General features: G+C 64.7%; 25 protein-coding genes and 1 tRNA gene. 11 read left to right on the plus strand and 15 right to left on the minus strand.

Features of this window, described 5'->3' with window-relative positions:
* The first annotated feature begins 64 nt into the window (after window positions 1-64).
* Window positions 65-874: an enoyl-CoA hydratase gene (locus tag ACVINW_RS11655; RefSeq protein WP_456751424.1), complete on the plus strand. Its 810-nt coding sequence runs from the start codon at window positions 65-67 to the stop codon at window positions 872-874.
* 143 nt (window positions 875-1,017) lie between these two features.
* Here ACVINW_RS11655 and ACVINW_RS11660 read toward each other — a convergent pair.
* Window positions 1,018-1,093 (minus strand) — tRNA-Ala (locus ACVINW_RS11660).
* Window positions 1,094-1,390: 297 nt separating this feature from the next.
* On the opposite strand from ACVINW_RS11660, the gene ACVINW_RS11665 reads away from it, so the two are divergent.
* From ACVINW_RS11665 to folD, 3 genes are read left to right on the plus strand one after another with little or no spacing between them, the layout of a single operon-like run.
* Window positions 1,391-1,681 (plus strand): YggT family protein, encoded by a 291-nt coding sequence (locus tag ACVINW_RS11665; RefSeq protein WP_021078230.1) that lies wholly within the window; start codon window positions 1,391-1,393, stop codon window positions 1,679-1,681.
* Between the two features lie 37 nt (window positions 1,682-1,718).
* Window positions 1,719-2,054 (plus strand): DUF167 domain-containing protein, encoded by a 336-nt coding sequence (locus tag ACVINW_RS11670; RefSeq protein WP_456751425.1) that lies wholly within the window; start codon window positions 1,719-1,721, stop codon window positions 2,052-2,054.
* 1 nt (window position 2,055) lies between these two features.
* Window positions 2,056-2,940 carry a bifunctional methylenetetrahydrofolate dehydrogenase/methenyltetrahydrofolate cyclohydrolase FolD gene (folD, locus tag ACVINW_RS11675; protein ID WP_456751426.1) on the plus strand — a complete coding sequence of 295 codons (885 nt, stop codon included), beginning with the start codon at window positions 2,056-2,058 and terminating at the stop codon, window positions 2,938-2,940.
* Window positions 2,941-3,088: 148 nt separating this feature from the next.
* Here folD and ppa read toward each other — a convergent pair whose 3' ends face one another.
* Together ppa and ACVINW_RS11685 are read right to left on the minus strand one after the other, a co-directional pair.
* Window positions 3,089-3,619, minus strand: a complete 531-nt coding sequence (gene ppa / locus ACVINW_RS11680) for an inorganic diphosphatase (RefSeq protein ID WP_021078233.1) — start codon at window positions 3,617-3,619, stop codon at window positions 3,089-3,091.
* A gap of 165 nt (window positions 3,620-3,784) precedes the next feature.
* On the minus strand, window positions 3,785-4,294 hold the full coding sequence (locus tag ACVINW_RS11685) for a GNAT family N-acetyltransferase (protein ID WP_106326641.1): 510 nt from the start codon (window positions 4,292-4,294) through the stop codon (window positions 3,785-3,787).
* Between the two features lie 355 nt (window positions 4,295-4,649).
* On the opposite strand from ACVINW_RS11685, the gene ACVINW_RS11690 reads away from it, so the two are divergent.
* Genes ACVINW_RS11690 through ACVINW_RS11700 form a run of 3 tightly spaced genes read left to right on the plus strand, consistent with a single transcriptional unit; the run spans window position 4,650 to window position 6,867 of the window.
* A complete protein-coding gene (locus ACVINW_RS11690; RefSeq protein WP_456751427.1) occupies window positions 4,650-5,117 on the plus strand; it encodes a DUF2269 family protein in 468 nt (155 codons plus the stop codon).
* 17 nt (window positions 5,118-5,134) lie between these two features.
* Entirely contained in the window at window positions 5,135-6,463 is a 1,329-nt protein-coding gene (locus ACVINW_RS11695) for an SDR family oxidoreductase (protein WP_456751428.1), read from the plus strand.
* Window positions 6,460-6,867, plus strand: a complete 408-nt coding sequence (locus ACVINW_RS11700; RefSeq protein ID WP_456751429.1) for a thiol-disulfide oxidoreductase DCC family protein — start codon at window positions 6,460-6,462, stop codon at window positions 6,865-6,867. The genes ACVINW_RS11695 and ACVINW_RS11700 overlap by 4 nt, the downstream gene beginning before the upstream one ends.
* 98 nt (window positions 6,868-6,965) lie before the next feature.
* Here the strand turns inward: ACVINW_RS11700 and ACVINW_RS11705 are convergent, their stop codons facing one another.
* The 7 genes from ACVINW_RS11705 to ACVINW_RS11735 all read right to left on the minus strand — a co-directional run bounded on the left by ACVINW_RS11705 (window position 6,966) and on the right by ACVINW_RS11735 (window position 14,119).
* Window positions 6,966-8,213, minus strand: a complete 1,248-nt coding sequence (locus ACVINW_RS11705) for a flavin monoamine oxidase family protein (protein WP_456751430.1) — start codon at window positions 8,211-8,213, stop codon at window positions 6,966-6,968.
* Window positions 8,214-8,387: 174 nt separating this feature from the next.
* On the minus strand, window positions 8,388-10,214 hold the full coding sequence (gene typA / locus ACVINW_RS11710; RefSeq protein WP_456751431.1) for a translational GTPase TypA: 1,827 nt from the start codon (window positions 10,212-10,214) through the stop codon (window positions 8,388-8,390).
* Window positions 10,215-10,497: 283 nt separating this feature from the next.
* The gene (locus tag ACVINW_RS11715) at window positions 10,498-10,737 is read right to left on the minus strand and encodes a hypothetical protein (protein WP_456751432.1); all 240 of its coding nucleotides are present in this window, start codon (window positions 10,735-10,737) and stop codon (window positions 10,498-10,500) included.
* Window positions 10,734-11,015, minus strand: coding sequence for a hypothetical protein (locus tag ACVINW_RS11720; RefSeq protein ID WP_456751433.1), 282 nt, complete (start codon window positions 11,013-11,015; stop codon window positions 10,734-10,736). The genes ACVINW_RS11715 and ACVINW_RS11720 overlap by 4 nt, the downstream gene beginning before the upstream one ends.
* The gene (locus tag ACVINW_RS11725) at window positions 11,012-12,457 is read right to left on the minus strand and encodes a radical SAM protein (RefSeq protein WP_456751434.1); all 1,446 of its coding nucleotides are present in this window, start codon (window positions 12,455-12,457) and stop codon (window positions 11,012-11,014) included. The genes ACVINW_RS11720 and ACVINW_RS11725 overlap by 4 nt, the downstream gene beginning before the upstream one ends.
* Entirely contained in the window at window positions 12,438-13,157 is a 720-nt protein-coding gene (locus ACVINW_RS11730; RefSeq protein ID WP_456751435.1) for a prolipoprotein diacylglyceryl transferase, read from the minus strand. Before ACVINW_RS11730 ends, ACVINW_RS11725 begins: the two co-directional genes overlap by 20 nt.
* A 197-nt stretch (window positions 13,158-13,354) precedes the next feature.
* Window positions 13,355-14,119 carry a Crp/Fnr family transcriptional regulator gene (locus tag ACVINW_RS11735; protein ID WP_456751436.1) on the minus strand — a complete coding sequence of 255 codons (765 nt, stop codon included), beginning with the start codon at window positions 14,117-14,119 and terminating at the stop codon, window positions 13,355-13,357.
* Window positions 14,120-14,318: 199 nt separating this feature from the next.
* Between ACVINW_RS11735 and ACVINW_RS11740 the strand changes: the two genes are divergently transcribed.
* A complete protein-coding gene (locus ACVINW_RS11740; RefSeq protein ID WP_456751437.1) occupies window positions 14,319-14,690 on the plus strand; it encodes a response regulator in 372 nt (123 codons plus the stop codon).
* Between the two features lie 87 nt (window positions 14,691-14,777).
* On the plus strand, window positions 14,778-15,890 hold the full coding sequence (locus ACVINW_RS11745; RefSeq protein ID WP_456751438.1) for a hypothetical protein: 1,113 nt from the start codon (window positions 14,778-14,780) through the stop codon (window positions 15,888-15,890).
* A 13-nt stretch (window positions 15,891-15,903) separates the two neighbouring features.
* Here ACVINW_RS11745 and ACVINW_RS11750 read toward each other — a convergent pair whose 3' ends face one another.
* From ACVINW_RS11750 to ACVINW_RS11760, 3 genes are all read right to left on the minus strand, one after another.
* Complete coding sequence (locus tag ACVINW_RS11750) at window positions 15,904-16,971, minus strand: N-acetylmuramoyl-L-alanine amidase (RefSeq protein ID WP_456751439.1); 1,068 nt, start codon at window positions 16,969-16,971, stop codon at window positions 15,904-15,906.
* Between the two features lie 79 nt (window positions 16,972-17,050).
* On the minus strand, window positions 17,051-18,613 hold the full coding sequence (locus ACVINW_RS11755; protein ID WP_456751440.1) for an alkaline phosphatase D family protein: 1,563 nt from the start codon (window positions 18,611-18,613) through the stop codon (window positions 17,051-17,053).
* A 214-nt stretch (window positions 18,614-18,827) separates the two neighbouring features.
* Entirely contained in the window at window positions 18,828-20,231 is a 1,404-nt protein-coding gene (locus ACVINW_RS11760; protein ID WP_456751441.1) for a TAXI family TRAP transporter solute-binding subunit, read from the minus strand.
* A 211-nt stretch (window positions 20,232-20,442) separates the two neighbouring features.
* Between ACVINW_RS11760 and ACVINW_RS11765 the strand changes: the two genes are divergently transcribed.
* Together ACVINW_RS11765 and ACVINW_RS11770 are read left to right on the plus strand one after the other, a co-directional pair.
* The gene (locus tag ACVINW_RS11765; RefSeq protein ID WP_456751442.1) at window positions 20,443-20,748 is read left to right on the plus strand and encodes a 4a-hydroxytetrahydrobiopterin dehydratase; all 306 of its coding nucleotides are present in this window, start codon (window positions 20,443-20,445) and stop codon (window positions 20,746-20,748) included.
* Window positions 20,749-20,842: 94 nt separating this feature from the next.
* The gene (locus ACVINW_RS11770; protein WP_456751443.1) at window positions 20,843-21,220 is read left to right on the plus strand and encodes a YkvA family protein; all 378 of its coding nucleotides are present in this window, start codon (window positions 20,843-20,845) and stop codon (window positions 21,218-21,220) included.
* A gap of 217 nt (window positions 21,221-21,437) precedes the next feature.
* Here the strand turns inward: ACVINW_RS11770 and ACVINW_RS11775 are convergent, their stop codons facing one another.
* On the minus strand, window positions 21,438-22,769 hold the full coding sequence (locus ACVINW_RS11775) for an IS1182 family transposase (RefSeq protein ID WP_456756372.1): 1,332 nt from the start codon (window positions 22,767-22,769) through the stop codon (window positions 21,438-21,440).
* 254 nt (window positions 22,770-23,023) lie between these two features.
* Window positions 23,024-24,004 (minus strand): NADPH:quinone oxidoreductase family protein, encoded by a 981-nt coding sequence (locus ACVINW_RS11780; protein ID WP_456751444.1) that lies wholly within the window; start codon window positions 24,002-24,004, stop codon window positions 23,024-23,026.
* Between the last annotated feature and the right edge of the window lie 66 nt (window positions 24,005-24,070).

Genomic DNA, 24,070 nt, shown 5'->3' on the forward strand with positions numbered 1-24,070 from the left:
TACCTGCCGCGCGCAGGCCGTGGCGCCGCGCCTATCAATAACAACAAGGCACAGGGAGATCGCCGTGGGCTACCAGCACATCCTCTATGAGGTCAGCGACCGGATCGCGACCATCACGCTCAATCGTCCCGACCGCATGAATGCGTGGACCGCGATCATGGAGCGCGACGTGCGCCACGCGATGGAGGCGGCAGCCAACGACGACAATGTTCGCGTCATCGTACTGACCGGCGCGGGCCGAGGCTTCTGCGCCGGCGCCGACATGGAAGCGTTGCAGGGCATCGATCCCAACGAGGTCAGGCGCGGCGAGAGCATCCCGTTCGACATGAACCGCCGCGCCGACTGGCAGACGCGCTACGCCTACTACCCCGCGATCAAGAAGCCCGTGATCGCGATGCTCAATGGCGCCACTGCCGGCATCGGCCTGGTCCACGCGCTGTATTGCGATCTGCGCTTCGCGGCCGACAGCGCCGTGTTCACCACCGCTTTCGCGCGGCGTGGCCTGATCGCCGAGCACGGCATCAGCTGGATGCTGCCGCGCATCGTCGGTCACGCCAACGCGCTCGACCTGTTGATGTCGGCGCGGCGGGTGTCGGCCGCGGAGGCGCTGCGCATCGGTCTCGTCAACCGGCTCTCTGCGCCGGACAAGCTGCGCGAGGACACCTATGCCTATGCCCGCGACCTCGCCGACTTCGTCTCGCCGAGCGCGATCGCTGTCATCAAGCGCCAAGTCTACGACGTGCCGTTCCAGACGCTCGCCGAAGCCACCATCGACGCCAACCGCGAGATGCAGATCGCGCTGAAGGGCAATGATTTCCGGGAAGGCGTCGCGAGCTTTGTGGAGAAGCGGCCGCCGCGGTTTACGGGGACGTGAGGGGGTTAGCACGAACCGAGGGCGGAGTTTGCTAAACCGGCCCGCCGTCGCCCTTCGGGCTATGGGCGTGGCAGCCTTCGCTCACTTCGCTACGATGGACTTTCCGGGCTTGCCTAGCCGAAGCTCGCGAAGCGAGCGAAGGCTGGTGGAGCCAGGCGGGATCGAACCGCCGACCTCGTCATTGCGAACGACGCGCTCTCCCAGCTGAGCTATGGCCCCATCGCGGCCGGGTGTTGCTGAGTATCCCGACCGTCAGTCGGGCGCCATTTACAGTCCCACCCAAGGCCAAGTCAAGAACGGTGAAACGGCGGTTTTCGGCCTTTCCCGCCCGGAACTTCCCTTGTTTGCGGGGGGATGAACCGATATTTAGTGCATGATCCGGACCCGGTCGGCCGCGCTAGCGAAAAGTACGTAGCGGTTTTCCGAGAAGATCCTGCTCAAACAAGAAGCGCGCTGGCGGTTCAGTCCGGTTTGTTTGCGCTTTACCTGGTCGTCCCACCCGCGAGCTCCCATCATATGCGCGCTGTTCTCGACATCGTCATCATCGTCCTCGACCTCTATGTCTGGCTCCTGATCGCCTCGGCCATCCTGTCCTGGCTGGTCGCCTTCAACGTGGTCAATACGCGCAACCAGTTCGTCTCCGCGGTGGCCGAGTTCCTCTACCGGATCACCGAGCCGGTGCTGCGGCCAATTCGCAACGTGATGCCGAATCTGGGCGGTCTCGATATCTCGCCGATCATCGTGATCCTGATCATCATGTTCATCCAGCGGGTGATCGCCTATTACATCTATCCCAACGTGATCTGATCCTTGGCGATGGACCTCTGCTGATGGAGCCTTGGCAATGGATCCTTGGCGCTATTCCACCGAGGGCATCAGCATCGCCTTGCGCGTGACGCCGCGCGGGGGGCGCGACGGCATCGACGGGATCGAGACGCTGGCCAACGGCCGCTCGGTGGTGAAGGTGCGGGTCCGCGCCATCGCCGAGGGCGGCGAGGCCAACCGGGCGGTGACCGAGTTGTTGGCCAAGGCGCTCGGCGTGCCCAAGGCCAGGGTGAAGCTGCTGTCGGGCGCCACCTCGCGGCTGAAGCAGGTGGCGGTCGACGGCGATCCGCGGCAGCTCGGCGACATCTTGAGGAAATTGACTGCGGCCGGGCCGAACCGAGACACGAAGGACTGACATGACTGCCCGCATCATCGACGGAAAAGCCATCGCCGCCGAGCTTCGCGCCCGCGTCGCCGACGAGGTCGCCCGCGTCAAGCGCGACCATGCGCTCACGCCGGGCCTCGCCGTCGTGCTGGTCGGCCACGATCCCGCGAGCGAAGTCTATGTGCGCAGCAAGCACACCCAGACCCAGGCCGCCGGCATGGCGTCGTTCGAGCACAAGCTGCCCGAGGACGTTTCGCAGGCCGATCTGCTGGCGCTGATCGCGCGGCTCAACCGCGATCCCATGGTCCACGGCATCCTGGTGCAGCTGCCGCTGCCGAAAGCACTGCACACCGAGACCATCATCAATGCGATCGACCCGGCCAAGGATGTCGATGGTCTGCATCCGAACAATGCCGGCCGGCTCGCCGGCGGCCTCGCGGCGCTGTCGCCCTGCACGCCGCTCGGCTGCATCATCCTGACCAGGAGCGTGCACGCCTCGCTCGAGGGCATGAACGCGATCGTGATCGGCCGCTCCAATCTGGTCGGCCGTCCGCTGGTGCAACTGCTGTTGAACGAGAACGCCACGGTGACGATCGCGCATTCGCGCTCGCGCGATCTGCCAAAGCTCTGCGCCCAGGCCGATCTGGTCTATGCCGCGGTCGGCCGCCCCGAGATGGTGCGTGGCGACTGGCTGAAGCCGGGTGCGACCGTGGTCGATGTCGGCATCAACCGGATTCCGGTTCCCGGCGGCAAGCCGAAGCTGGTCGGCGACGTCGCATTCCAGGAAGCGCTTGATGTCGCCGGTGCCATCACGCCGGTGCCCGGCGGCGTCGGGCAGATGACGGTAGCGTGCCTCCTGGTCAACACGCTGCGCGCCGCCTGCGCGATTGCCGGCCTGCCGGCGCCGGCGGTGTGAGTTGCTCCCTCGCCCCGCTCTTGCGGGGAGAGGGTTGGGGTGAGGGGCTCTCTCTACGAGTGTTGAAGGTGGACGGACCTGTACCCCCTCACCCGGATCGCATCTGTCGATGCGATCCGACCTCTCCCCGCAAGCGGGGCGAGGTAGGTCACTTCTTCTTCGCGCGCTCGATGCCTTCGAGGATCAGCTTGCGGGCTTCGTCGGCGTCGCCCCAGCGCAGCACCTTCACCCACTTGCCCTTCTCGAGATCCTTGTAGTGCTCGAAGAAGTGCTGGATCTGCTGCAGCGTGATGTCGGGCAGGTCGCTGTAATTATGCACCTTGTCGTAGCGCTGGGTCAGCTTCGACGACGGCACCGCGATGATCTTCTCGTCGCCGCCGGCCTCGTCCTCCATCAAGAGCACGCCGACCACACGGACACTCATCACCGCGCCCGGCACGATCGCGCGGGTGTTGACGATCAGCACGTCGCAGGGATCGCCGTCGCCGGACAGGGTGTGCGGGATGAAGCCGTAATTGCCGGGATAGCGCATCGGCGTGTACAGGAAGCGGTCCACCACGAGCGTGCCGGCCTCCTTGTCCATCTCGTACTTGATGGGCTCGCCGCCGACGGCAACCTCGATGATGACGTTGACGTCGTGGGGCGGATTTTTTCCGATCGATATGGCGTCGATACGCATGGATTGCTCCGCGTGGCCTTTGGAAGTTGAGAAACGATGTGATTTTTTGTTGGCGCCGCCGGGCCGCGAACAACATCAGGCCCGGCCTTGGGAGCCGGGCTGGCCGTCGCGCGCAAGCGCTCAGGCTGGTTTAGCCTTGCTGCAGCTGCGAGAGAAGCATGATTTTCAGTTCGCCCAGGCGAAAGCGACCTTGTCGAGCGACTTCGGCCCGAACCGCTCCGAGGAGCGCGCCACCATCCGTCCGCCCAGCGCGCGGTAGAACTCGGTCGCCGGCTCGTTATCCGAGAGCGCCCAGATCACCATGCTCTTCAGGCCGCTCTGCAGGAGGTCACGGCGGGCGGAGGCAAACAGGCGACGGCCGAAGCCGAGGCCCTGGAATTCCGGCCGCAGATAGAGCTCGTAGATCTCGCCTTCGAAGTGCAGGCTGCGGGCGCGGTTGCGGCCGTAATTGGCGTAGCCCGCGATGCGGTCGCCGAACACCAGCACGCTGACGCGGCTGCCCTTGCGGATGGCGCTGTCCCACCATTGCGGGCCGCGGCGATTGATCAGCTTTTCGAGTTCGGCGCCGGGGATGATTCCCTGATACGCCGAGCGCCAGGCTTCGTCATGGGTAGACGCCACCGCAGCCGCGTCTGCAGCTTTGGCCGGCCGGACCTCGATCAGCGTTGTGCTCATGCATCCGATCAAAGCAAGTCAGCGGGCCGCCTTCAAGGTCCATCGTTAATTATCGGTTAAGCTGTGGATTTTTTGCATCAGTGTGATGAAAACTTGTTCCGAAAAAGGACACATGCCGGGCTCAAGCGGTCGACCGCTGGCCCGGCCCTGTGCAAAGCGTGAATCGCGCGCGCAGTATGACACTGCCGTCGCGCTGAAAGATGCTCGTTCGGGGCTGATTCGCCGGCAGGATTTGGCGCGCGATCCCGGCGCGAGGTGGGTACCCCGCGTGCGCGGTCGCTGCGCCGCCGCAGTGGATTTTCGCGTGCGCCGGCCTTAAGGCAGCAGCGGTATTAATCGGCCCGAGCGGACTGCGATGACGCTCTACTTCCTGATCAAATATCTGCATGTGCTCGGCGCCATCGTGATCCTCGGCACCGGGACCGGCATCGCCTTCTTCATGCTGGCGGCGCATCGCACGCAGGATGCAGCGTTCATCGCACGCACGGCGGCGACCGTCGTGATCGCAGACATGATCTTCACGCTGAGCGCCGTGCTGCTGCAGCCGGTGAGCGGCGGACTGCTGATGCTGCTGTCGGCAACCGGGATCACCGAACGCTGGCTGTTGGTATCGCTTGCGCTCTACGCCCTGGCCGGCGCGTTCTGGATTCCCGTCATCTTCATGCAGATGGAGATGCGCGACCTCGCGCAGGCCGCCGTCGAAAAAGGTCTGCCGCTGCCGCCGCGCTACCATGCGTTGTTTCGCCGCTGGTTCCTGTTCGGCATTCCCGGCTTCGGCTCGGTGATGATCATCCTGTGGCTGATGATCGCGAAACCATTTTGAAGCATGATCCGTCTTCTATGAGTGACGATGCATCACACAACATCCTCGTGCTCGGCGCGTCGGGCCTGATCGGACGTGCCATCACCCACGATCTGAGGGCGCGCGGCTTTCACGTGATCGGGATCGCGCGGCATTTCACGCCGGCGCAAAAGATGAGCGCGGCCGATCTCGAGCTGCCTGTGATGTCGCTGGATGCCGCGGCGCTGACGCAGCTTGTTCGCACGCATGAGGTCGACGTTGTCGTGAATTGCCTCGGCGTGCTGCAGGACGGGCCGGGCAGTGACACGCGCGCGGTGCATCGCGATTTCGTCGCGCGGCTGCTGCAAGCAGTCCGCGACAGCCATCGCGCGATCCGTCTCGTGCATATTTCGATTCCCGGCACGGCCGATCAGGACCGCACCGCCTTCAGCACCACCAAGCGCGAGGCCGAGCGGCTGATTGCGGCATCAGGGATCGCGCACGCGATCCTGCGACCGGGCTTTGTCATCGCGCCATCGGCCTATGGCGGCAGCGCCATGCTGCGCGCGCTGGCGGCGCTGCCGGTCGAGTTGCCGGCCGATGAGGCGGCGACGCCGTTCCAGCCGGTCGCGGTCGAGGATATCGCGGCCACGATCGCCTGGCTCGCAGTGCGCGACGTCGGCGATGAAGCGGTGCGATCGGTGGCGTGGGACTTGATGCAGCCTCAGCCGGTCTCGCTCGGCGGCGTCATCGCCCAATTCCGAGGGACGTTCGGCACGGCGAAGCATGTCCGCATCGCCTCGCCGTCCTTCTTGATTGATCTCGGTGCTCGCCTCGGCGATCTCGTCAGCCGCCTCGGCTGGATGCCGCCGCTGCGGACCACTGCGATCGCCGAGCTGCGCCGCGGCGTCACCGGCGATCCCTCAGCCTGGATGCAGGCGACCGGCATCGTGCCGAGGACGATCGCGCAAGCCGTCGGCGGGCGTCCCGCGACGATCCAGGACAAATGGTTTGCGCGGCTGTTCCTGATCAAGGCGCTGATCTTCGCCAGCCTGGTGCTGTTCTGGGTGGCGTCCGGCTTCATCGCGCTTGTCATCTCCTATGACGCCGCCGCCGGGATTTTGAGCGCACATCATTTTCCACCCGCTCTGGTCGGGCCGGTGACGGTGCTGACCAGCCTGATGGACATGAGCATCGGCGTGCTGATCGCGATCCGCCGCACCGCGGCATTCGGCCTCGTTGCCGGCATCGTCGCCTCGCTCGGCTACATGGCGGGATCGGCGATCCTGACGCCCGATCTCTGGATCGAGCCGCTCGGCGCACTGGTGAAGACCGGCCCCGCGATCGTGCTGATGCTGGTGGCGCTGCTGACGTTGGATAACCGATGAAGAGCTGGCCCAACGACGACGTGATCCTCTACGACGGCGTCTGCATCTTCTGCTCGCGTTGGGTCCGCTTCGTCGTCTCGCGCGATACCGAGAGGCGCTTCCGCTTCACGCCGATCCAGTCCGCCTACGGCACGCGGCTCGCCAAAACCTTCGGCATCGACCCCGACGATCCCGACACCAATGCCGTGATCCATGGCGGCGTCGCCTGGATGAAGTCCGACGCGGCGCTGACGGTACTGAGCCATCTGCCTGGCTGGAGCTGGACCCGCGCGCTGTTTACGGTGCCCAAGCCGCTGCGCGACGCAGTGTACAGCACCATCGCGCGCAACCGCTATCGCATCTTCGGGAAATACGAGACGTGTTTTGTCCCCGACGCCGATATGCGGGCGAGGGTGCTGGAGTAACATCTGCCGTCATTGCGAGGAGCGAAGCGACGAAGCAATCCATGCCTCCGTTATGCCGCCCGATGGATTGCTTCGCTTCGCTCGCAATGACGATGCGGCTATTTGCGCGGCACAGCCGCCAGGACTTCCTTCGCCGCCCGCTCCCCCGAATCCCGTGCGCCATGCGCGGTCGAGAAGAAATGCGGCGACGTCGCCTCTCCCGCAAAGAACAGCCGGCCGTCGACCGGGGCGGCGAGCACGGCGCGCTTGTCGGCGTAGCCGGGCAGCGCATGCGAGTAGGAGCCGCGGGCGAACCGGTCGTGGGCCCAGCGGGATTCGCTGAGCGGCTTCAGCTTGCGGCGGAAATCATTGCCGAGGAAGGAGACGATCTCGTCGATGCTGTGCGCGGCGATGGCGCCGTTGCCGGCATCTTCGAGCGCTTGCGCAAAGCGGCCGCCGAAGAAGCCTTCGATGCAGGGCTGGCCGAACGGGCGGATGTGATAGGTGCCCATCTCTGTGCGCATGGTGGCGCCGCGCAGATTGCCTTCCTTCGGCAGCGCCTCGGGTTCGGCGAGCGCCAAGGTCACCTTGTCGGCGAGCCCGAGCGGCAGCCCGCGCGCGGCATCGCGCTTGTCCGGGAGCGCGGGCGAGAAGCGGATCGCCTCGTCGGCGATCAAATTGGTCGGCACGGTGACGATCACCTTGTCCGCCTCAAGCGTGCCGCGCGTGGTCTCAATGCGGATGCGCGGGCCTGTGTGATCGATCAACCGGACCTCGCAGTTCAGTGCGACCGGCACCTGTTCGCCGTAGGCCGCGACCAAAGCGCCATAGCCGCGCCGCACCCGCCAATTGATGTCGGTGTCTTCATAGGCGTCGACGTCGAGGATCGAGACCTGATCGAGCTCGCAGCCGTTCACATAGGTCGAGATCGCATCGATCATCGGGTTCCAGCGGTTGCCGGGTTCGAGATAGCGATCGGCGGAACCATCCTTGCCGTCGCGCGCGGCTTGTTCGAGGCGATCGTAGAACTGGTCGAGCGCGAGCGTGAACGCATCGCGGTCGGCCTGCGGGAACGCCTTGCCATAGGCGCGCTCGCGCCACGGCGGCAGGTCCTTGTTGAGCTCGAAGCCGAGTTGCTGGGCGATGCCGACAAAGCTGTTCTGGTCGGCCGAGTGCAGCCAGCCGCAGCCGACGTCGAACACCACGTCAGGCGCAGCCTGGATGGTATGCGCGCGGCCGCCGAGGCGATCGCGGGCTTCCAGCACGATGCTGGACAGGCCGGTGCCCTGCAGCGCATGCGCGGCGCCGAGGCCCGCAGCGCCGGCGCCGATGATGGCGACATCGACCGTGGAGGGAAGAGAACTCATGTCCCGGCTCTAGCACGTTCGCCGCCAGGCCTGAAGCCGCCGCGCGCATGACTGTCATCACCCGCGTATGCGAGCGATCCAGTATTCCAGAGGCAGCTGTGATTTTACTGAGGAGCCGCGGCGTACTGGATGCCCCGGTCGAGCCGGGGCATGACAGTTTCTATGTGGGACCGCTTACGCCACCGCTTCCTTGGCCTTCTCGGCGCGCTTGCGGTCGTTCGGGTCGAGGTGCTTCTTGCGCAGCCGGATCGACTTCGGCGTCACCTCGACGAGCTCGTCGTCCTCGATATAGGCCAGCGCCTTTTCCAGGGTCATGCGGATCGGCGGGGTCAGGCGCACCGCTTCGTCCTTCGAGGTGGTGCGGATGTTGGTGAGCTGCTTGCCCTTCAGCACGTTGATCTCGAGATCATTGTCGCGGGTGTGCTCGCCGACGATCATGCCCTTGTAGACCTTCCAGCCCGGCTCGATCATCATCGGGCCGCGGTCTTCCAGCTTGAACATCGCATAGGCCACCGCTTCGCCCTGGTCGTTGGAGATCAGGACGCCGTTGCGGCGGCCCTGGATCTCGCCCTTGTAGGCGGCATAGCCGTGGAAGATGCGGTTCATGATCGCGGTGCCGCGGGTGTCGGTGAGCAGTTCGCCCTGGTAGCCGATCAGGCCGCGGGTCGGCGCGTAGAACACCAGCCGCAGGCGGTTGCCGCCGGACGGGCGCATCTCGATCATCTCGGCCTTGCGCTCGCTCATCTTCTGCACGACGACGCCGGAATGCTCCTCGTCGACGTCGATCACGACCTCCTCGATCGGCTCCTGCCAGCCGCCGGTCGCCTCGTCCTTCTGCAGCACGACGCGCGGGCGCGACACCGAGAGCTCGAAACCCTCGCGGCGCATGGTCTCGATCAGGATAGCGAGCTGCAATTCGCCGCGGCCGGAGACTTCCATGGAATCCTTGTCAGCGGCCTCGACGACGCGCAGCGCGACATTGCCTTCGGCCTCGCGCAGCAGGCGGTCGCGGATCATGCGCGAGGTCACCTTGTCGCCTTCGGTGCCGGCGAGCGGCGAGTTGTTGACGATGAACGACATCGAGACCGTCGGCGGATCGATCGGCTGCGCCGGCAGCGGCGTCTCGACCGAGGGGTCGCAGAAGGTGTCGGCGACGGTGCCCTTGGTCAAGCCCGCGATCGCGACGATGTCGCCGGCCTCGGCCTCTTCGAGCGGGGTGCGCTCGAGGCCGCGGAAGGCGAGGATCTTGGTCAGGCGGCCGCTCTCGATCAGCTTGCCGTCGGCGCCCAGCACCTTGACCTGCTGGTTCGGCTTGATCGAGCCGGAGGAGATCCGCCCGGTGATGATGCGGCCGAGATAGGGATTGGCCTCGAGGATGGTGCCGATCATGCGGAACGGACCTTGCTCGACCTTCGGCGGCTCGACATGGCGCACGATCAAGTCGAACAGCGGCTGCATGCCGAGGTCCTTCGGGCCCTCCGGGCTCTCCGCCATCCAGCCCTGCTTGGCCGACCCGTACAGGATCGGGAAGTCGAGCTGCTCCTCAGAGGCATCGAGCGCCGCGAACAGGTCGAACACCTCGTTGATGACTTCGGTCGGGCGGGCGTCCGGACGGTCGACCTTGTTGATCACGACGATCGGCTTCAGGCCGATCTTGAGCGCCTTCGACACCACGAACTTGGTCTGCGGCAGCGGACCCTCGGCGGCGTCGACCAGCACCAGTGCGCCATCAACCATGTTGAGGATGCGCTCGACCTCACCGCCGAAATCGGCGTGGCCTGGGGTGTCGACGATGTTGACGCGAATGTCCTTCCACTGCACCGAGGCGGCCTTGGCCAGAATGGTGATGCCGCGCTCGCGCTCCAGGTCGTTGGAGTCCATGGCGCGTTCGGTGACCTTCTGGTTCTCGCGGAAAGTGCCGGATTGCTGCAGCAGGCGGTCGACGAGGGTGGTCTTGCCGTGGTCGACGTGGGCGATGATGGCGACGTTGCGAAGGTTCATGGCTCTTCTTCTGGTCGTGCAATGGTCAGATGCGCGATCTCGCCGGACCGATTTGGCCGGCCGCTCGCTCGCGTGGCCCCATCGGGGCCCGGATCACGCTCATACCCAAGAAATTTGACGGGGACGCATCACCCCAAAAAGGAAGCCCGGTCTTAAGGACCGGGCACCTTGCGCGTTGCGGCGCAATATAGTCAGAAAACGCCAAAAAACAATGATTTGTTGGTGGTTTGGAGGGCTGATTTTGGTTCCGGAAGCCGGCCTTAAGGGGCTTTTCTGGGTCGATTCAGCCCCGTTTCTGCGCCCGGGCGAACACGATCAGCCCGAGTCCAACAAACGCAACCAGCACCGAGACCCCCGTGAGCGGGTCGTTTGACCCACCCAAAGTGACATTGAGGACCACGCAGAGGGCGCCCGGGATCAGCAGCAGCACCCCCACGATCAGCATGAAGATCATGCAGCCGGGCGGCAACCGTGGTTCCTGCCGCGGCGGTTCTGTCGACGACGGTTGGTCCAGATTGCTCATGGGCTCCCCTTGATCGCGGCGCGGATCAGCATCACGCCGGCAAAGCAGACCGCCAGCCCGAGCAGGATCAGAAAGAAGATCGAGGGATCGGGCCGCGACCAGTTCATGCCGCCGAACCCGAACAGCAGGGCACAGAGCCCGGGCAGCAGCAGGAACACCCCGAACAGCGCCATAAAGGCGGTCGCGCAGCCGCTGCGTGGCGGCTGCGCCGGCGGGACGTATTGATAGGGCAGCTCCGGCGGCGCAGGCGGGAGCGGCGGTGGATTGGCCTCGCTCATCGCGGCACCTGCTCGCTCTGCCGTGTTTCGCGATAGGTCTGCCCGGCCAGCGCGGCGCGGATGCCGTCGATCAGCCCATTGCGGTAGAACAGGTTGTAGGTGTCGAACGGGATGATCGCGCCGCTCTCGGTGACGAAGTGGATGCAGCTTCGCTTGACGTTGCCGACGCAGAAATTGAAGCGATCGAGGAATTGCACGATGGTGACGCGGAACACGTTCTCGTAGCTGAGGCCCTCAGGCACCTCGAAGCTCGGCAGGCAGCACAGCAGCTCGCAAACACGCTCGCTTGTGTTGAGCGGTCCCGACGACAGCGAGAACAAATCGACGAACTTCTCCCGCAACACCGGATATTTCTCCGGACTGATCGTGTTGGGCATCACGGCGATCAGCTGATCCTGCGGGATCAGCGAGGTCAGCGGCAGCACCTTGTCGCCGTTGCGCAGACCGTAGCCGATCGAGATGCTCTCGGGGTTGCAGGGCAGCGGGATCATGTCGTTGGCGCCGAACACCCCGGTGTCGATCACCCGCTTTCGGATCTCCGACAGCATGATGCGGTCGGTGTCCTTGTTGAAATCCTCGTTGCGGCCGGCGTCCTGCACCGGTTGCAAGGTGACGCCGCGGACGCATTTCCAGCTCAGCGCATGGCGGACGATGTCGCCGATCTCGGCATCATTGACGCCGCGCTTGATGGTGGCGACCAGCGTGGTCGAGATGCCTTCGCGCTCGAGATTCTCCAGCGCCTGCTGGCGGATTTTTCGCAAGTCCGCGCCGCGCAGATTGACCAGAGCCTCGCGCTTCAGCGAATCGAATTGCAGATAGACCTCCAGCCCGCGCTTGTTCTCGGCGAGCTTGGCCACGAAATCGGGCTCGCGTGCGATCCTGAGGCCGTTGGTGTTGATCATGACATGGCGGATCGGGCGGGCGCGCACCGCATCCAGGATCGCGAAGAAGTCCGGGTGCAGCGTCGGCTCGCCGCCGGAGATCTGCACCAGATCAGGTTCGCCCTCGCTTGCCACCAGCGCGTCCAGCATCTTCTCGATCTTCGCCAGCGGCGTGAAGCTTGAGCGTGCCGGCGAGGAATTCGCAAAGCACACCGGGCAGGTCAGGTTGCAGTGCTCGGTGATCTCGATCAGCGCCAGGCAGGAATGCTGCTCGTGGTCCGGGCACAGCCCGCAATCATAGGGGCAGCCGAATTCGGTGTGGCGCTGGAAGGCGAGCGGCCGGTCGCCCGGCTTGATGAAGTCCTTGCACAGCCGCCAATAGGCCGAATCAGTCGAGACCAGCGTCGACTGCACGCCGTGCTGCTTGCAACGCTTCTCATACCAGACCTCGTTGCCTGATATCTGGATCTTGGTCGGCACCAGGGTCAGGCAGGTTTCGCAGAGCGACTGGGTCTGGCCCCAGAAGATGTAGGGGCGTGCCTTACGCAGCGGCGCGTTCATGCTTCAAACTCACATCTGGTGCCGTCGCCAGCATGACGGCGGCATAAATCATGACAAACAGCGATAGCACGTGGAACAGCGAGAACGGGCCGATCAGTGCGCCATAGGGCTTGATGAACTCCCACAGGAAGCGCTGCAGCCCGTAGTAGAACAGCACGAGGTAGAATCCATTGGTGATGACAGCGGCGTTGCGGTTCAATACGGCCCACACATAGAAGACCGCGAACGCGGCCATCGCCAGGCTTTCATAGAGCTGCACCGGATGGCGCAGCACGCCGTCGCCGAAATTATGGCCCCAGGGCAGCGTGGTCGGCGTGCCGTAGGTGAAGTCCTCGAGCCCCGCGAAATAGCAGCCGAGCCGGCCGACCGCGACGCCGATCGCAAGCGGCAGCGCGAAGCGCGCCCCGGTGCGCAGCGTCATGCCGTGCAGCCATTTGTAGAGCTCGATCGCGACGATGCCGCCGGCCAGCGCGCCCTCGACCGAGCGGGCGATGCCGGGCATGCCGGAGAACCACAGGTTCAGCGTGCCGAAGATGTAGGCGCCGATGCCGGCACCGAACACCAGCGCCGCGATGTAGGGCAGCTCGAACGATTGCCGGGCGAATTGCAGCCCGCGCTGGCGCGACAGCCACCACATCGCGGCTGCCGCCGCGCACCATGCAGCGACGTCGAAGACGGCGTGAAGTTCAGCCCCGCTCATCAGGCGAGTGTAGCGTGATTTTCGCGGCCTGCGATAGCTATGCTCCCTCTCCCTGTTCTTACGGGGAGAGGGTTGGGGTGAGGGGCATCCATCCGGCGAGCACCTCGCAGCTTGTTGAGCAGTGTGCCTCGCCCCTCACCCGGATCGCCAGAGCGATCCGACCTCTCCCCGCAAAGAGCGGGGAGAGGTAAGTGGGACTAATTCGCCGGGTTGTCCTCGCTCGGATAGACCCCGCGCAGCACTTCCTCGAAGTGATCCTTCACCGCCTCGTTGCATTGGCAGGAGCGCAGCCGGAGCTTGTCCGGATCGCGGATCACGATCGCGCCGCGGCGGGTGTCCAGCACGCCCTCCGCCTTGAAGTTCTGGATCACCCGGCTGGTGTAGCTGCGACCGACGCCGAGCAGGGTCGAGAGCTGCTCATGGGTGAGCGGCACCACGCCGTTGCCGTTGGTGCGCTCGATCGCCGAGATGATCCATTTCGCGGCGCGCTGCTCGATCGAGTGGATCGCGTTGCAGGCGGTCGACTGGAAGATCTGCGCCAGCATGCAGTCGGCATAGCGCGCGAAGATGTTGCGCACCGAGATCGATTTCAGCTTGGCGGCGTCGAGCTTGCTGATCGGCAGCCGCGCGAAGGGTCCGCCGAACTTGACGGTGATGCGGGTATAGGCCGGCAGGAATCCCTGGCTGACGATGCCGCCGACTGCGCCCTCGCGGCCGACCAGGATGGTCTCGACATCGCGTCCGTCTTCGTTCGGCACCATGTAGGACGCAAGGCTCGGTCCGCACGGGAAATGCACGGTCTGGACATCGTCGCCGGGATTATAGAGCAGATCGCCGGCATTAGCTTCGACCAGCGCAAGATGCGGCGCGATCAGCTCGTAGTCGACGGCATTGAGCCGGCGCAAAAGATTATTGAACGGCCGGTCGTTCGCCCCGGCCAAATCAGTCGGTTTTGTAATCATTGGAAAATCCTGCCAGCCCAACGCGGACCATACTGAAAAAGTTCCCGTATTTATGTTCACTAGTGAACAGACGCGACCGCGCGCGATGTGATGGGTTTCATATTGGGAACAGCCGGCGCGCCTTCGGGCGCCGGTCGCGGGCCATCCGGCCGGATCGATCCGGCCTCTCATCCATCATTGAAGAAATGGACACCGAGCCATGGACTGCGCTCCCAATGCCATGCCCGGCGACGTTCTGGTCGTCGAGGACGATCCGATCATCGCGCTCTATTTCGAGGACACCATCCTGGGCTTCGGCGTCCGCACGGTGCGGACCGCCGCGAATGTCGCGCGCGCGCTCGAACTGATTGCTGAACGTCCGCCGGATTTCGCCCTGCTCGACGTCGGCCTGGTCGGGGGCGAGAAGACGTTCGCGATCGCCGAGCGGCTCGATGCGCTGGAGGTGCCGTTCGCGTTCATCACGGGTTATGGCGCCGATGTCAGGCTGCCGGACTCGCTCGCCGGCAAGCCGCGGCTGACCAAGCCGTGTTCGAGCGAGACGCTCGAGGCCGCGCTGCGCAACGGGCTCTGACGAATTGCCGGCTTCGGCCTCGCCGTCGAAGCGTTCGTCGTCTACGATCCGGGTCGCAAGGATTCGGCGACGCACAGGCAAGCCGTCATGGCGATCAGCCCATCTGCCGCTGCGCGTGCAGCAGCGCTCTCTATCGGCCTGCTGCTCGCCTCGGCCGTCGGCGGTGGCTTCGTATCTCGAGCCGTTGCTGAGCCGACCGCATTGTCGAGCGCGCAATCCGCCGCAAGCGAGGCCTACGACAATGCCCTGAAGACCTTCGTCTCGATCCTGCGCCAGCGCCGCGCGCAGATCGACTCGAAGCAGCCGCTGCCCAACCTGCCGGGCCAGGCGATCTATCTTGCCCGGGTCGAGATGATGAGCGCCTACAAGGATCTCACCGATGCGTTGCCGTCGCGGATCGGAAGGCCCAACAAACTGGGAATTCCGCCGGCCTATTTCGACGCCGACAATGAGCCGCTGCTCGAGGAGTACAGAAAACTGTTCGACCTCATGGAGGCGCCGCCCGCCGGTGCGCAAAGCTCCGAGACGCCGTTCAAGGACGTGGTCGATCTGGCGACCGTGATCGCGCGCGCCAGGGGACTGGATGCCGCTGACGCCGCGACCGCCGGCCGTATCAGCCTCGGGCTGTTCTTTGCCGAGACCAACGGCAAGCAGAACGTGGGAAATGCGCGGTCGAACACCTACAAGGGCAGCCTGCAGACCGGCCCGTCCGAAGATCGCAACGGTCGAAACAAGTGGGCCGCGATCAAGGAATCGATCGCGGCGCTGGATCCGGCGCTGAGCCGCCGCGACGACAAGGAAGAGGCGCGGGCCGGCAACCTCGATCGCAGGTTCAATCACTGGACCGCGGTGCGGGACGGCCTGATGAACGCGCACGCGGACATTTTCCCGCAGGTCCCGGCGATCGCAAAGGCTCTGCCGGATCCGATCGATCAAATGAAGCTGTTCGAATTGATCCAGATCATTCCGACGCCGACGAGAGCTGCGCTGAAATCGGGAAACCTCACAGGTTACAGGATCTCCGATCCCCGGATCATGGGATATCTGCGAAACAACAGCGTCTTCGCTTTCGGCCGGGCCGACCGGGCTCGAACCTCCGCAACCTTCCGCAACATCCTCGATGCGATGTGGCTGTTCAACGCCAAGTTCGAACAGGCGCTTGCCAAATTCAAGGAGATCAAGGCCGGCAAGCCGGAATGACGTCAGCGGCCCGTCAGAGTGGGCCTTGCAGGCTCCATCGCGGCTCGCAGAATTGCTTCGCGGCAGACGCGACGCCGCCGGCGATGATGTTGCGGCGCTCGAGCGAGTCCATTGCGAGTTCTTCGTCGCGGTTGATGATCGAGCCGGCCTCCAGCAGCACGGCGGGCATTGCGGTCTTTCGCAGCACGATCAGCTCGTCATAGCTGTAGACGCCGGTGTCCTTGTTCAGCAGCGGGTGCTGGTTGCTGCCCATGATGGGCAGGCTGTACTGCTCGGCATAGGGCAGCCCCCCAGCCTTCAATTCCTTAGCGACCAGCTCGGCAAACCGCAGGCTGGTCCTGAAGTCCGGATTCTCCCGGGAGACGAACACCGAGTAGCCGCTGAAGCGATCGCTGAAATGGCTTTTCTTGCCCTCGAATTCCCAGTCCTCAAGCATCTTGTTGGGCACGGAGTCATGGTGGATCGACAGCAGCAGATCGGCGTGCAAATTGCTGGCGCTCGCGACCCGCTTGAACAGGCTGGGTCGCGCCTTGCCCTCGGTCAGCAGCAGCCTGGTTTCGGCAAAACCTTCGGCCTTCAATCTCTCCTCGATCAGCTTCGCAAGCCGCAGGTTGAAGGTGAACTCGGCAACATTCCGCGCGCTGATCGCACCTTCCGATTCGGCGGTATGTCCGACGTCCAGCACGATCCGGAATGTCGCGGGATCGCATGTGAGTGCGGCCGGCTTGAGCCCTGAAAGCGGCAGTGTGACTGGGCCAAGGGCGGCCAGTCGCGTGGCGCGGTGTTTGGGCGGGGCGCGGTGCCTCGCCAATCTGGCCGGCCTGGTTGCCTTCGCGCGCTTTGGCGACTTGGCATGTTTGGGTGAGCTCTTGAAGAGATCGGGCAGCCAGCCGGCATCACCGGCTCCGATCGGCAGCAGTGCGAACACCGCGATCGTAACGACCAACAAGCGGCGAGACCGAAACCTCGCGACGATACCACCGAGCACGCGAAAGAATTCGCAGCGCCTCATGCTCCGCCCCTCCGGGCCCCCAGCATAACGGCTCTGATATCGGTACCGGAAGGGGCGGGTCGCGTCCATCCCCGGCAATCGCGACGCCCTTGGTTTGGCCAAAAGCGTGCGGGACAGGGTGTCCGGTTCCGTCGCGGCTGCGGCCGGACTACACCGGCTTCGGGTCGAGCGTGATCGCCCACAGCTCGGCGTCGACGCGGTCGCGCAGGCTCACCGTCATTTGCCCGCTCTTGCCGTCGATCTTGACGTGGCCGAAGAACTGCATGCCGGCCGACGGCGGCAGGTTCTGGTTGGCTTCGCCCGGCGCCTTGACGAACCTCACCTCGGGACCAAACGTGTTGTCGAGCTCGTTCGGGCCGAACGTGCCGGCATGCAGCGGGCCGGAGACGAATTCCCAGAACGGATCGAACTCCTGGAACTGGGCCTTGTTCGGATTGTAGTAGTGCGCGGCCGCGTAGTGCACGTCGGCGGTCAGCCACACCGTGTTGACGATCCCTGCGGTCTTGATGAAGCGCAGGATGTCGGCGATCTCGAGCTCGCGGCCGCGCGCCGGACCGTCGCCCTGCGCAAACGCTTCCGAGCCCTTCTTGTTGGTCGCATCATCATAGACGATCAACGACAGCGGCATGTCGGAGGCGATCACTTTCCAGGTGGCGCGCGAGTTGAGCAGCGCGCGCTTCAGCCAGGCCATCTGGTCCGGCCCGATGAAATAGGCATCGGGACCGTAGCTCTCCTGCAGGTTCGGACCGTTGGGGCCGCGATAGCTGCGCTCATCGAGCATGAACACGTCGAGATGCGGGCCGTAGCTCAGGGTGCGATAGACCCGGCCCGGTTCGACGATGCTCTCGCGCATCGGATACATCTCGTGGAACGCCTTGGCCGCGCGCGCGGCGAGCACCGTGATGTCGCGCTCCTTGTAGGCCGCCGGCAGCTGCTTCGACAGCGACCAGTTGTTGGTCACCTCGTGATCGTCCCATTGCACGAAGATCGGCACCTCGGCATTGAAGGCGCGCACATTGGAGTCGAGGAAATTGTATTTGTGCGCGGCGCGGTATTCGTCGAGCGTCTCGGCGACCTTGGCCTTCTCCGGGATCGTGATGTTCTTCCAGATCTTGCCGTCCGGGAGCTTCACCTCGGACGGGATCACGCCGTCGGCGTAGATGGTGTCGCCGGAATGCAGCAGGAAATCCGGGTTGTGCTTCTTCATCGCGGCGAAGGTGATCATGCCACCGTCGTCGGGGTTGATGCCCCAGCCCTGGCCGGCAACGTCGCCGCCCCATACGAAGGAGACGTCGCGGCGGTCGCTCGGCGCGGTGCGGAAGCGGCCGACCACGGGCTCGCCGACCACGTCGATATGGGCGAGGTCGCGGAAGCGGACGCGGTAGAAGATGTCCTGGCCGGAGGGCAGGTTCTCCAGCAGCATCTTTGCGGTGAAGTCGCTCTCCGGCAGCGCCGTGATCGGCGGCAGCGCGCGAGCGTCCTTGAACGATTCGGTGGTCGCGACCTCGACCATCATCTGCGACGGCCGGTCCGCCCGCGCCCACACCACGCCGCTGTCGACGCCGACATCGCCGGACTGCACGCCATGGGTGATGACGGGACGATCCGCCGCGCGCGACAGATAAGGCATCGCGACCACGCCGGCACCGGCCGCAGCCGCCGTCGAGAGAAAGCGTCGGCGGGTGAGATTTCGCGAGAACCGGATCGTCATGGGGTCTCCTCAAGGTCACAGCGACACTGCGCCGCGGGCGTGCCAAGACCTAGAAAAATTCCATGACGGTGAGATTACAGGGGTGCGCGCAAGATATCGGAGTCAGCCTTTGTAAGGTGAGCACGCCTGTCAGGCTCCCTCCCCCTTGCGGGTCCCGCAAGGGGGGAGGGAACCCTGCCGCCGGTGATTCCCTCACGCGAGGAACGTGGATGGCTTACGCCGTCCCCGCCGCCCTGAACTGCGTCGCAGTCCGTTGCAAATTCTGCGGCATGCTCAGTAGCAGGGCCTTGCGGTCGGCGACCGCGTTGTGGAACTGCTCTAGCGCGATGTTGAACGCGGTCAGGGTGCCTTCCTCGATGGCGCCATGCTCGAAGCAGTCGAGCGTGTGGCGCAGGATGTCGTCGGCTTCGGCCTGCATCTGGTCGAGCTCTTCGGTCGAATCGCTTTGCCGCGCGGCCTTCAGCATCTCCAGTAGGCGTTCGCGCTGCGAGGTGTTGGTGTTGCGCTCGTCCTGCTTGAGATAGCCGGCGAACCACGCGCCGGCGGAGCCCATCGCCGAGAATGCCATCAGGCTCCACCAGATGTAATCGCTGTAGCGATCGAGGAAGGTCTTCTCCTCGCCGTCGACGAAGGCGGCCGCGCCCGGATGTACCGGGATGGTGGCGTCCTTGTCGGTGTCGGGGGTTTCGATCTTGGCGGCGAGCGGGAAGTCGTTCTTGAGCGATTGCCGGATCGCGAACAATTGCCGGGTGAAGGCCGCGACGGTCGAGTCCGACAGGCCTTTTCGTGCGACGATGTGATGCGAGAAGCTGATCGTCTTCACCTCGTCGTCCGGCCGGTCGGCCGAGCCGAGCGAGCCGGCGGGGATTTCCGCAGCCTCATAGGCCGGATGGTTTTGCGCGATCGCTTCCGACGCGTCGATCGCGAGGAAGGTGGGCTCGCCGCCGTCCTTGACCGACGCCGTGATCGCGTCGATCGTGATCTTGCTGTTGGCCGGGCCGACCGCGAGATAGGCGTCGGCCTTCAGGTTCTTGATCGCCTCGGCCGCTTCATTGGCCGGGAATTGCACGATCTCGACCTTCATCGGGTCGACGCCATATTGCGTCAGGATCAGCTTGAGCAAATTGACATTGGCCGGGGTGCGTCCGACGACGCCGATCTTGCGGCCGGAAAGCTGCGCGATCTTGGTGATTTTGGCAGACTTCCGGACCTTGCCCTTGGCGGGCGGCACCCACATCACCACGACGTTCTTGCGCAACGTCGCGACCGCCTGCGCATTCTTCGGCACTTCGAGGTCGCCGCGGATGATGGCGAGATCGGCCTTGCCGTCGGCCAGCGTCTGCGCGCTGGCGGTGGCGCCGTCGGTCTGCACTGGTCGGAGCTTGACCTGGGTGTGCTGCTGGTTGTTGAAGGCCTGGGCCAGCGCCTGCACGACCTTGACGTCATCGCTGTTCGCTGGGCCGACCGCGATCCGCAGCGTCACCGGGCGCACCGCGAAATAATATCCGGCAGCCGTCGCGCCGATGATGGCGAGCGCGCCGGCGATCAAAACGAACATCAGCCGGCGCTTGGCCGAACGCGGCGGCTTGGGCGATATGCTGGCGGAGCCGTCTGTCATCGATCTCGCAAACAAACGTCGGGGCTCAATCTCGTAAAACTACCAACGTGCATACATCCTGTATTTGTAGCAAATTCCTGAACGGACAGATGTTACATCTGCGTCATGGTTACCAGCGGCGATAGGACGCGATTTCGGCCTTAATTTTGGCGTGGATCCCGCCCCGGAGGCCGGTCGTTAGGCTAAGGTCGGGCCAAACGGGAGGGTACCCATGGTCGAAAAGCTGTCAGCGGAAGCAAGAAAGGCCGCGCTTTGGGAACTGGCCGGCTGGTCGGAGCCCGCCGGACGCGAGGCGATCGCAAAGACCTTCGTGTTCAAGGACTTCAACGAGGCATTCGGCTTCATGGCGCGCGCCGCTTTGGTCGCCGAGAAGAGCGACCATCACCCTGAATGGAAGAACGTCTACAAGACGGTCGAGGTCGTGCTGGCGACCCACGATGTCGGAGGGGTGACCAAGCGCGACATCGATCTCGCCAAGGCCATGAACGCGATCGCACGGCAGCTCGGGGTCAATTGAGCCGGCGGATCGGCCACCTTGCACCGGCTGGCCGACATCCCCAGATTCGTAATCGTCTGCCGCTGAACTTTCGCGGCGGCGAGGAACCCTTGCGATGGCATCGAGCGACTATGGCGTGGGATTTGGGCCTGCCGACCGGCTGGCGCAGGACCCCGAAAGCGTGCGCCGCCGCTTCTGGATCAAGTTCAAGAAAGTGGTCGCCCGCCTGCCCTTCGCCGAGGACCTGCTGGCCGCCTATTACTGCGCCTTCGACCGGCAGACGCCGCGCCATGTCCAGGCGGCGCTGCTCGGCGCCATCGCCTATTTCATCCTGCCGTTCGATTTCATCCCGGACATGCTGCCGGTGCTCGGCTTCACCGACGATGCCGCGGTTCTTGCAACCGCAATCCGCATGGTGGCAAGCCACATCACGCCGGAGCACCGCGAAGCCGCCCGCGCCGCGTTGAAGTGCGGCGTGCCTGAAGAGGAGTAGCGCCGCAGGCGTAGCCCGGATGAAGCGAAGCGCAATCCGGGGCCGCTCTAATCGCGGATGGTCCAACCCCGGATTTCGCTTCGCTGCATCCGCGCTACTAGACTTTCAACCCGTCATCCTGAGAGCTTGTGACGGATTCGGCTCCTGCGGAGTTTTTGGCGGCTGTTCGTCGCAGCAATTGGCAGGTTTGAGTTCGAGTTCGGCGATGACCCGTTGTTTAGGCTCTGGAGAGGCGGTTGCCTTGCAGGATGTTGTTGACGAGGGCGTACCAGAGCACGACGGCACGGACCTTTTCGATGCCGCGCACGGTCAATTGCCGCAGGTCCCAATTGCGCCAGCGGGCATGGATGCACTCGCAGATCGACCGGGACCTGTATCGGGCCTTGCCCTCTTCGCTCGCCATTCGCGCACGCCAGGCCAACACCCCCGGACCGTCGCCGCGCCGCGGTAGATAGGGATCGGTACCGTGCTTGGATTGAGTGGGCGGACAAAAGATATCGATGCCCTCGGCATAGGCCCATTCGATGTCCTCGGCACTGCCAAAGCCGCCATCGACGAGATGGTCCTTGGGCAACCCTCCGGGCCGCGCACGCTGCCGCTCCAGCATGGGGCGCATCAGGCCGCGATCGGATCCGATGTTGCAAATTCTGGTGTCGACGACGATCTGCTCGCCGGCCACGCTCGTCACCTGCACGTTGTAGGCGGGGCGGAAGCCGCCGTTCGCCATCTTCATGACCCGTGCATAGGCGTCCGTCGTGGAGGCCCGCGGCTCCTTCGGCGTCTTGCCGTTGCCGCGACTTTCTTCGCGCTCCTTGCGCTGCTGCTTGATCTCGGCGAGCGCCGTCTGCGCCGCCTTCACCCGCGCGCTGCGTTCCCGCGCGGCCCGCTCCTTGGCTGCCCGGGCACGCTTATTGCTGGCGTCCGAGCGTGTGTCGACCTCGCGCTTGAGGTCTTCCACCACGGCCTCAGCCTGCGCCAAATGCTTATCCAGCGTCGCCTCGCGCCGGAACGAGGCGGCCCCGGCGCTGGCCCGGACCCGCATGCCATCCTGCGCCAAGGTCTCCAGATCGACGAGACCGGCCTTTGCCAACGCTGCCAGATGCTCACTGAGCAGTCGGTCAAGCAGATCGGCGTTGCCGACCCGGAAGTCTGCCAGCAGGTGATAGTTCACCGACACCCCGCCGCACAGCCAGCGATAGGCATCGTGGCTCTCGCACAGCCGCTCCAACGCCCGCGCGCTGCCAACGCCTTCGCTGGCGGCATAGAGCCACAGCGCCAGCAAAAGCCGGGGCGAGGTCGCGGGGTGACCGGGACGATCGCCGCGAGCCTTGATCCGGTCCTCCAACTCACTCAGATCAAGCTCTTCGACATAAGACCAGATCAGCCGCACCGGATGGTCTTCCCCGATCAGGCTCTCAATATCAACCGCTCGCAGCGCAATCTGGTCGCGCTGGGGCTCACGCAGCCGCGGAGCGCCGGGCAAGCCCGCTTCGGCTGGTGGCTTCGCCTGCTCCGGCAGGTCCCCAAACAACTCATCGGCAGCCAACATCACCTCCCGCGAATCCATCATCGCCAGAGAATCACACCGCGCCGGCTTTCGGCTATAATGCTCGCTGAAACCCCAAAAAAATCACACCCTCTGAGGTGCGAGCTCTTGCGAGCCTCGAAGGATGGACAGCCCCGGTCCGGGCCGTCGACCCTTCGAGACGCGCGGAGCCTGTCATCGGGCCGCGCTTTGCGCGGACCCGGTGGCGCTCCCCAGGGTGACGGAGATAGTTAGGAGCCTGCGGTTCAGCGTTGCCTTCAGCTGCCCGGATGCAGGATCACCTTGCCCATTGCCTTGCGGCCGGCCAGCACCTTCAACGCTTCCGCGGTCTGCGACAGCGGGAAGGTGCGGTCGACATGCGAGGAGATCTTGCCTTCCGCGGTCCACTGCACGAGCTTCTCGAGGTTCTTGCGGTTCTTCTCCGGATTCTGCCGCGCCCACGCGCCCCAGAACACGCCACGGATATCGCAGCCCTTCAGCAGCGCGAGGTTGAGCGGAATCTTCGGGATGTCGCCGGCGGCAAAGCCGATCACCAGGAAGCGCCCCTCCCATGCGGTCGAGCGCAGCGCGGCTTCGGCATAGGCGCCGCCGACCGGATCGAACACGATGTCGGCGCCCTTGCCGTCGGTCAGCTTGCGCAGGCCCTCTTTCAGATCTTCCTTGGCGTAGTTCAGCGTCAGCTCGGCGCCGTGCTGCTTGGCGAAGGCGAGCTTCTCGTCCGACGACGCGCATGCGATCACCTTGAGGCCCATCAGCTTGCCGAGCTCGCACGCGGCGAGGCCGGTGCCGCCGGCAGCCCCTAACACCGCGAGCGTCTCGCCCGGTTTCGGGCTCGCGCGATCCTCCAGCGCATGCAGCGCGGTGCCGTAGATGATGATGATCCCGGCGGCGCGGTCGTAATCAAGATTGTCGGGAATCTTCACGATCGAATTCGCAGGCAGCGCGATCTTGTCGCGCGCGCCGTTGTGGCCGCAGGATGCGACGACACGGTCGCCGACCTTCAGATCGGTGACACCGGCGCCGACGCTCTCGATCTCGCCGGCGACTTCGGCGGCCGGCGAGAACGGGAATGGCGGCTTGATCTGGTACCTGCCCTGGATCATCAGGATGTCGAAGAAATTCAGCGCCGCCGCCTTGATCGCGATCACGGCTTCGCCGGGACCCGCCACCGGATCGGGCACGTCAGCCAGCACGAGATCGTCGGGTTGACAGTATTGCGAGCAGAGGATGGCTTTCATGGACACACCTGAGTTTCGGACGCAAAAAGGACTGAAAGCTTCATGCCGGATTTGCGGCGGAGCGAC

The organism is Bradyrhizobium sp. USDA 4461, assembly GCF_054055655.1.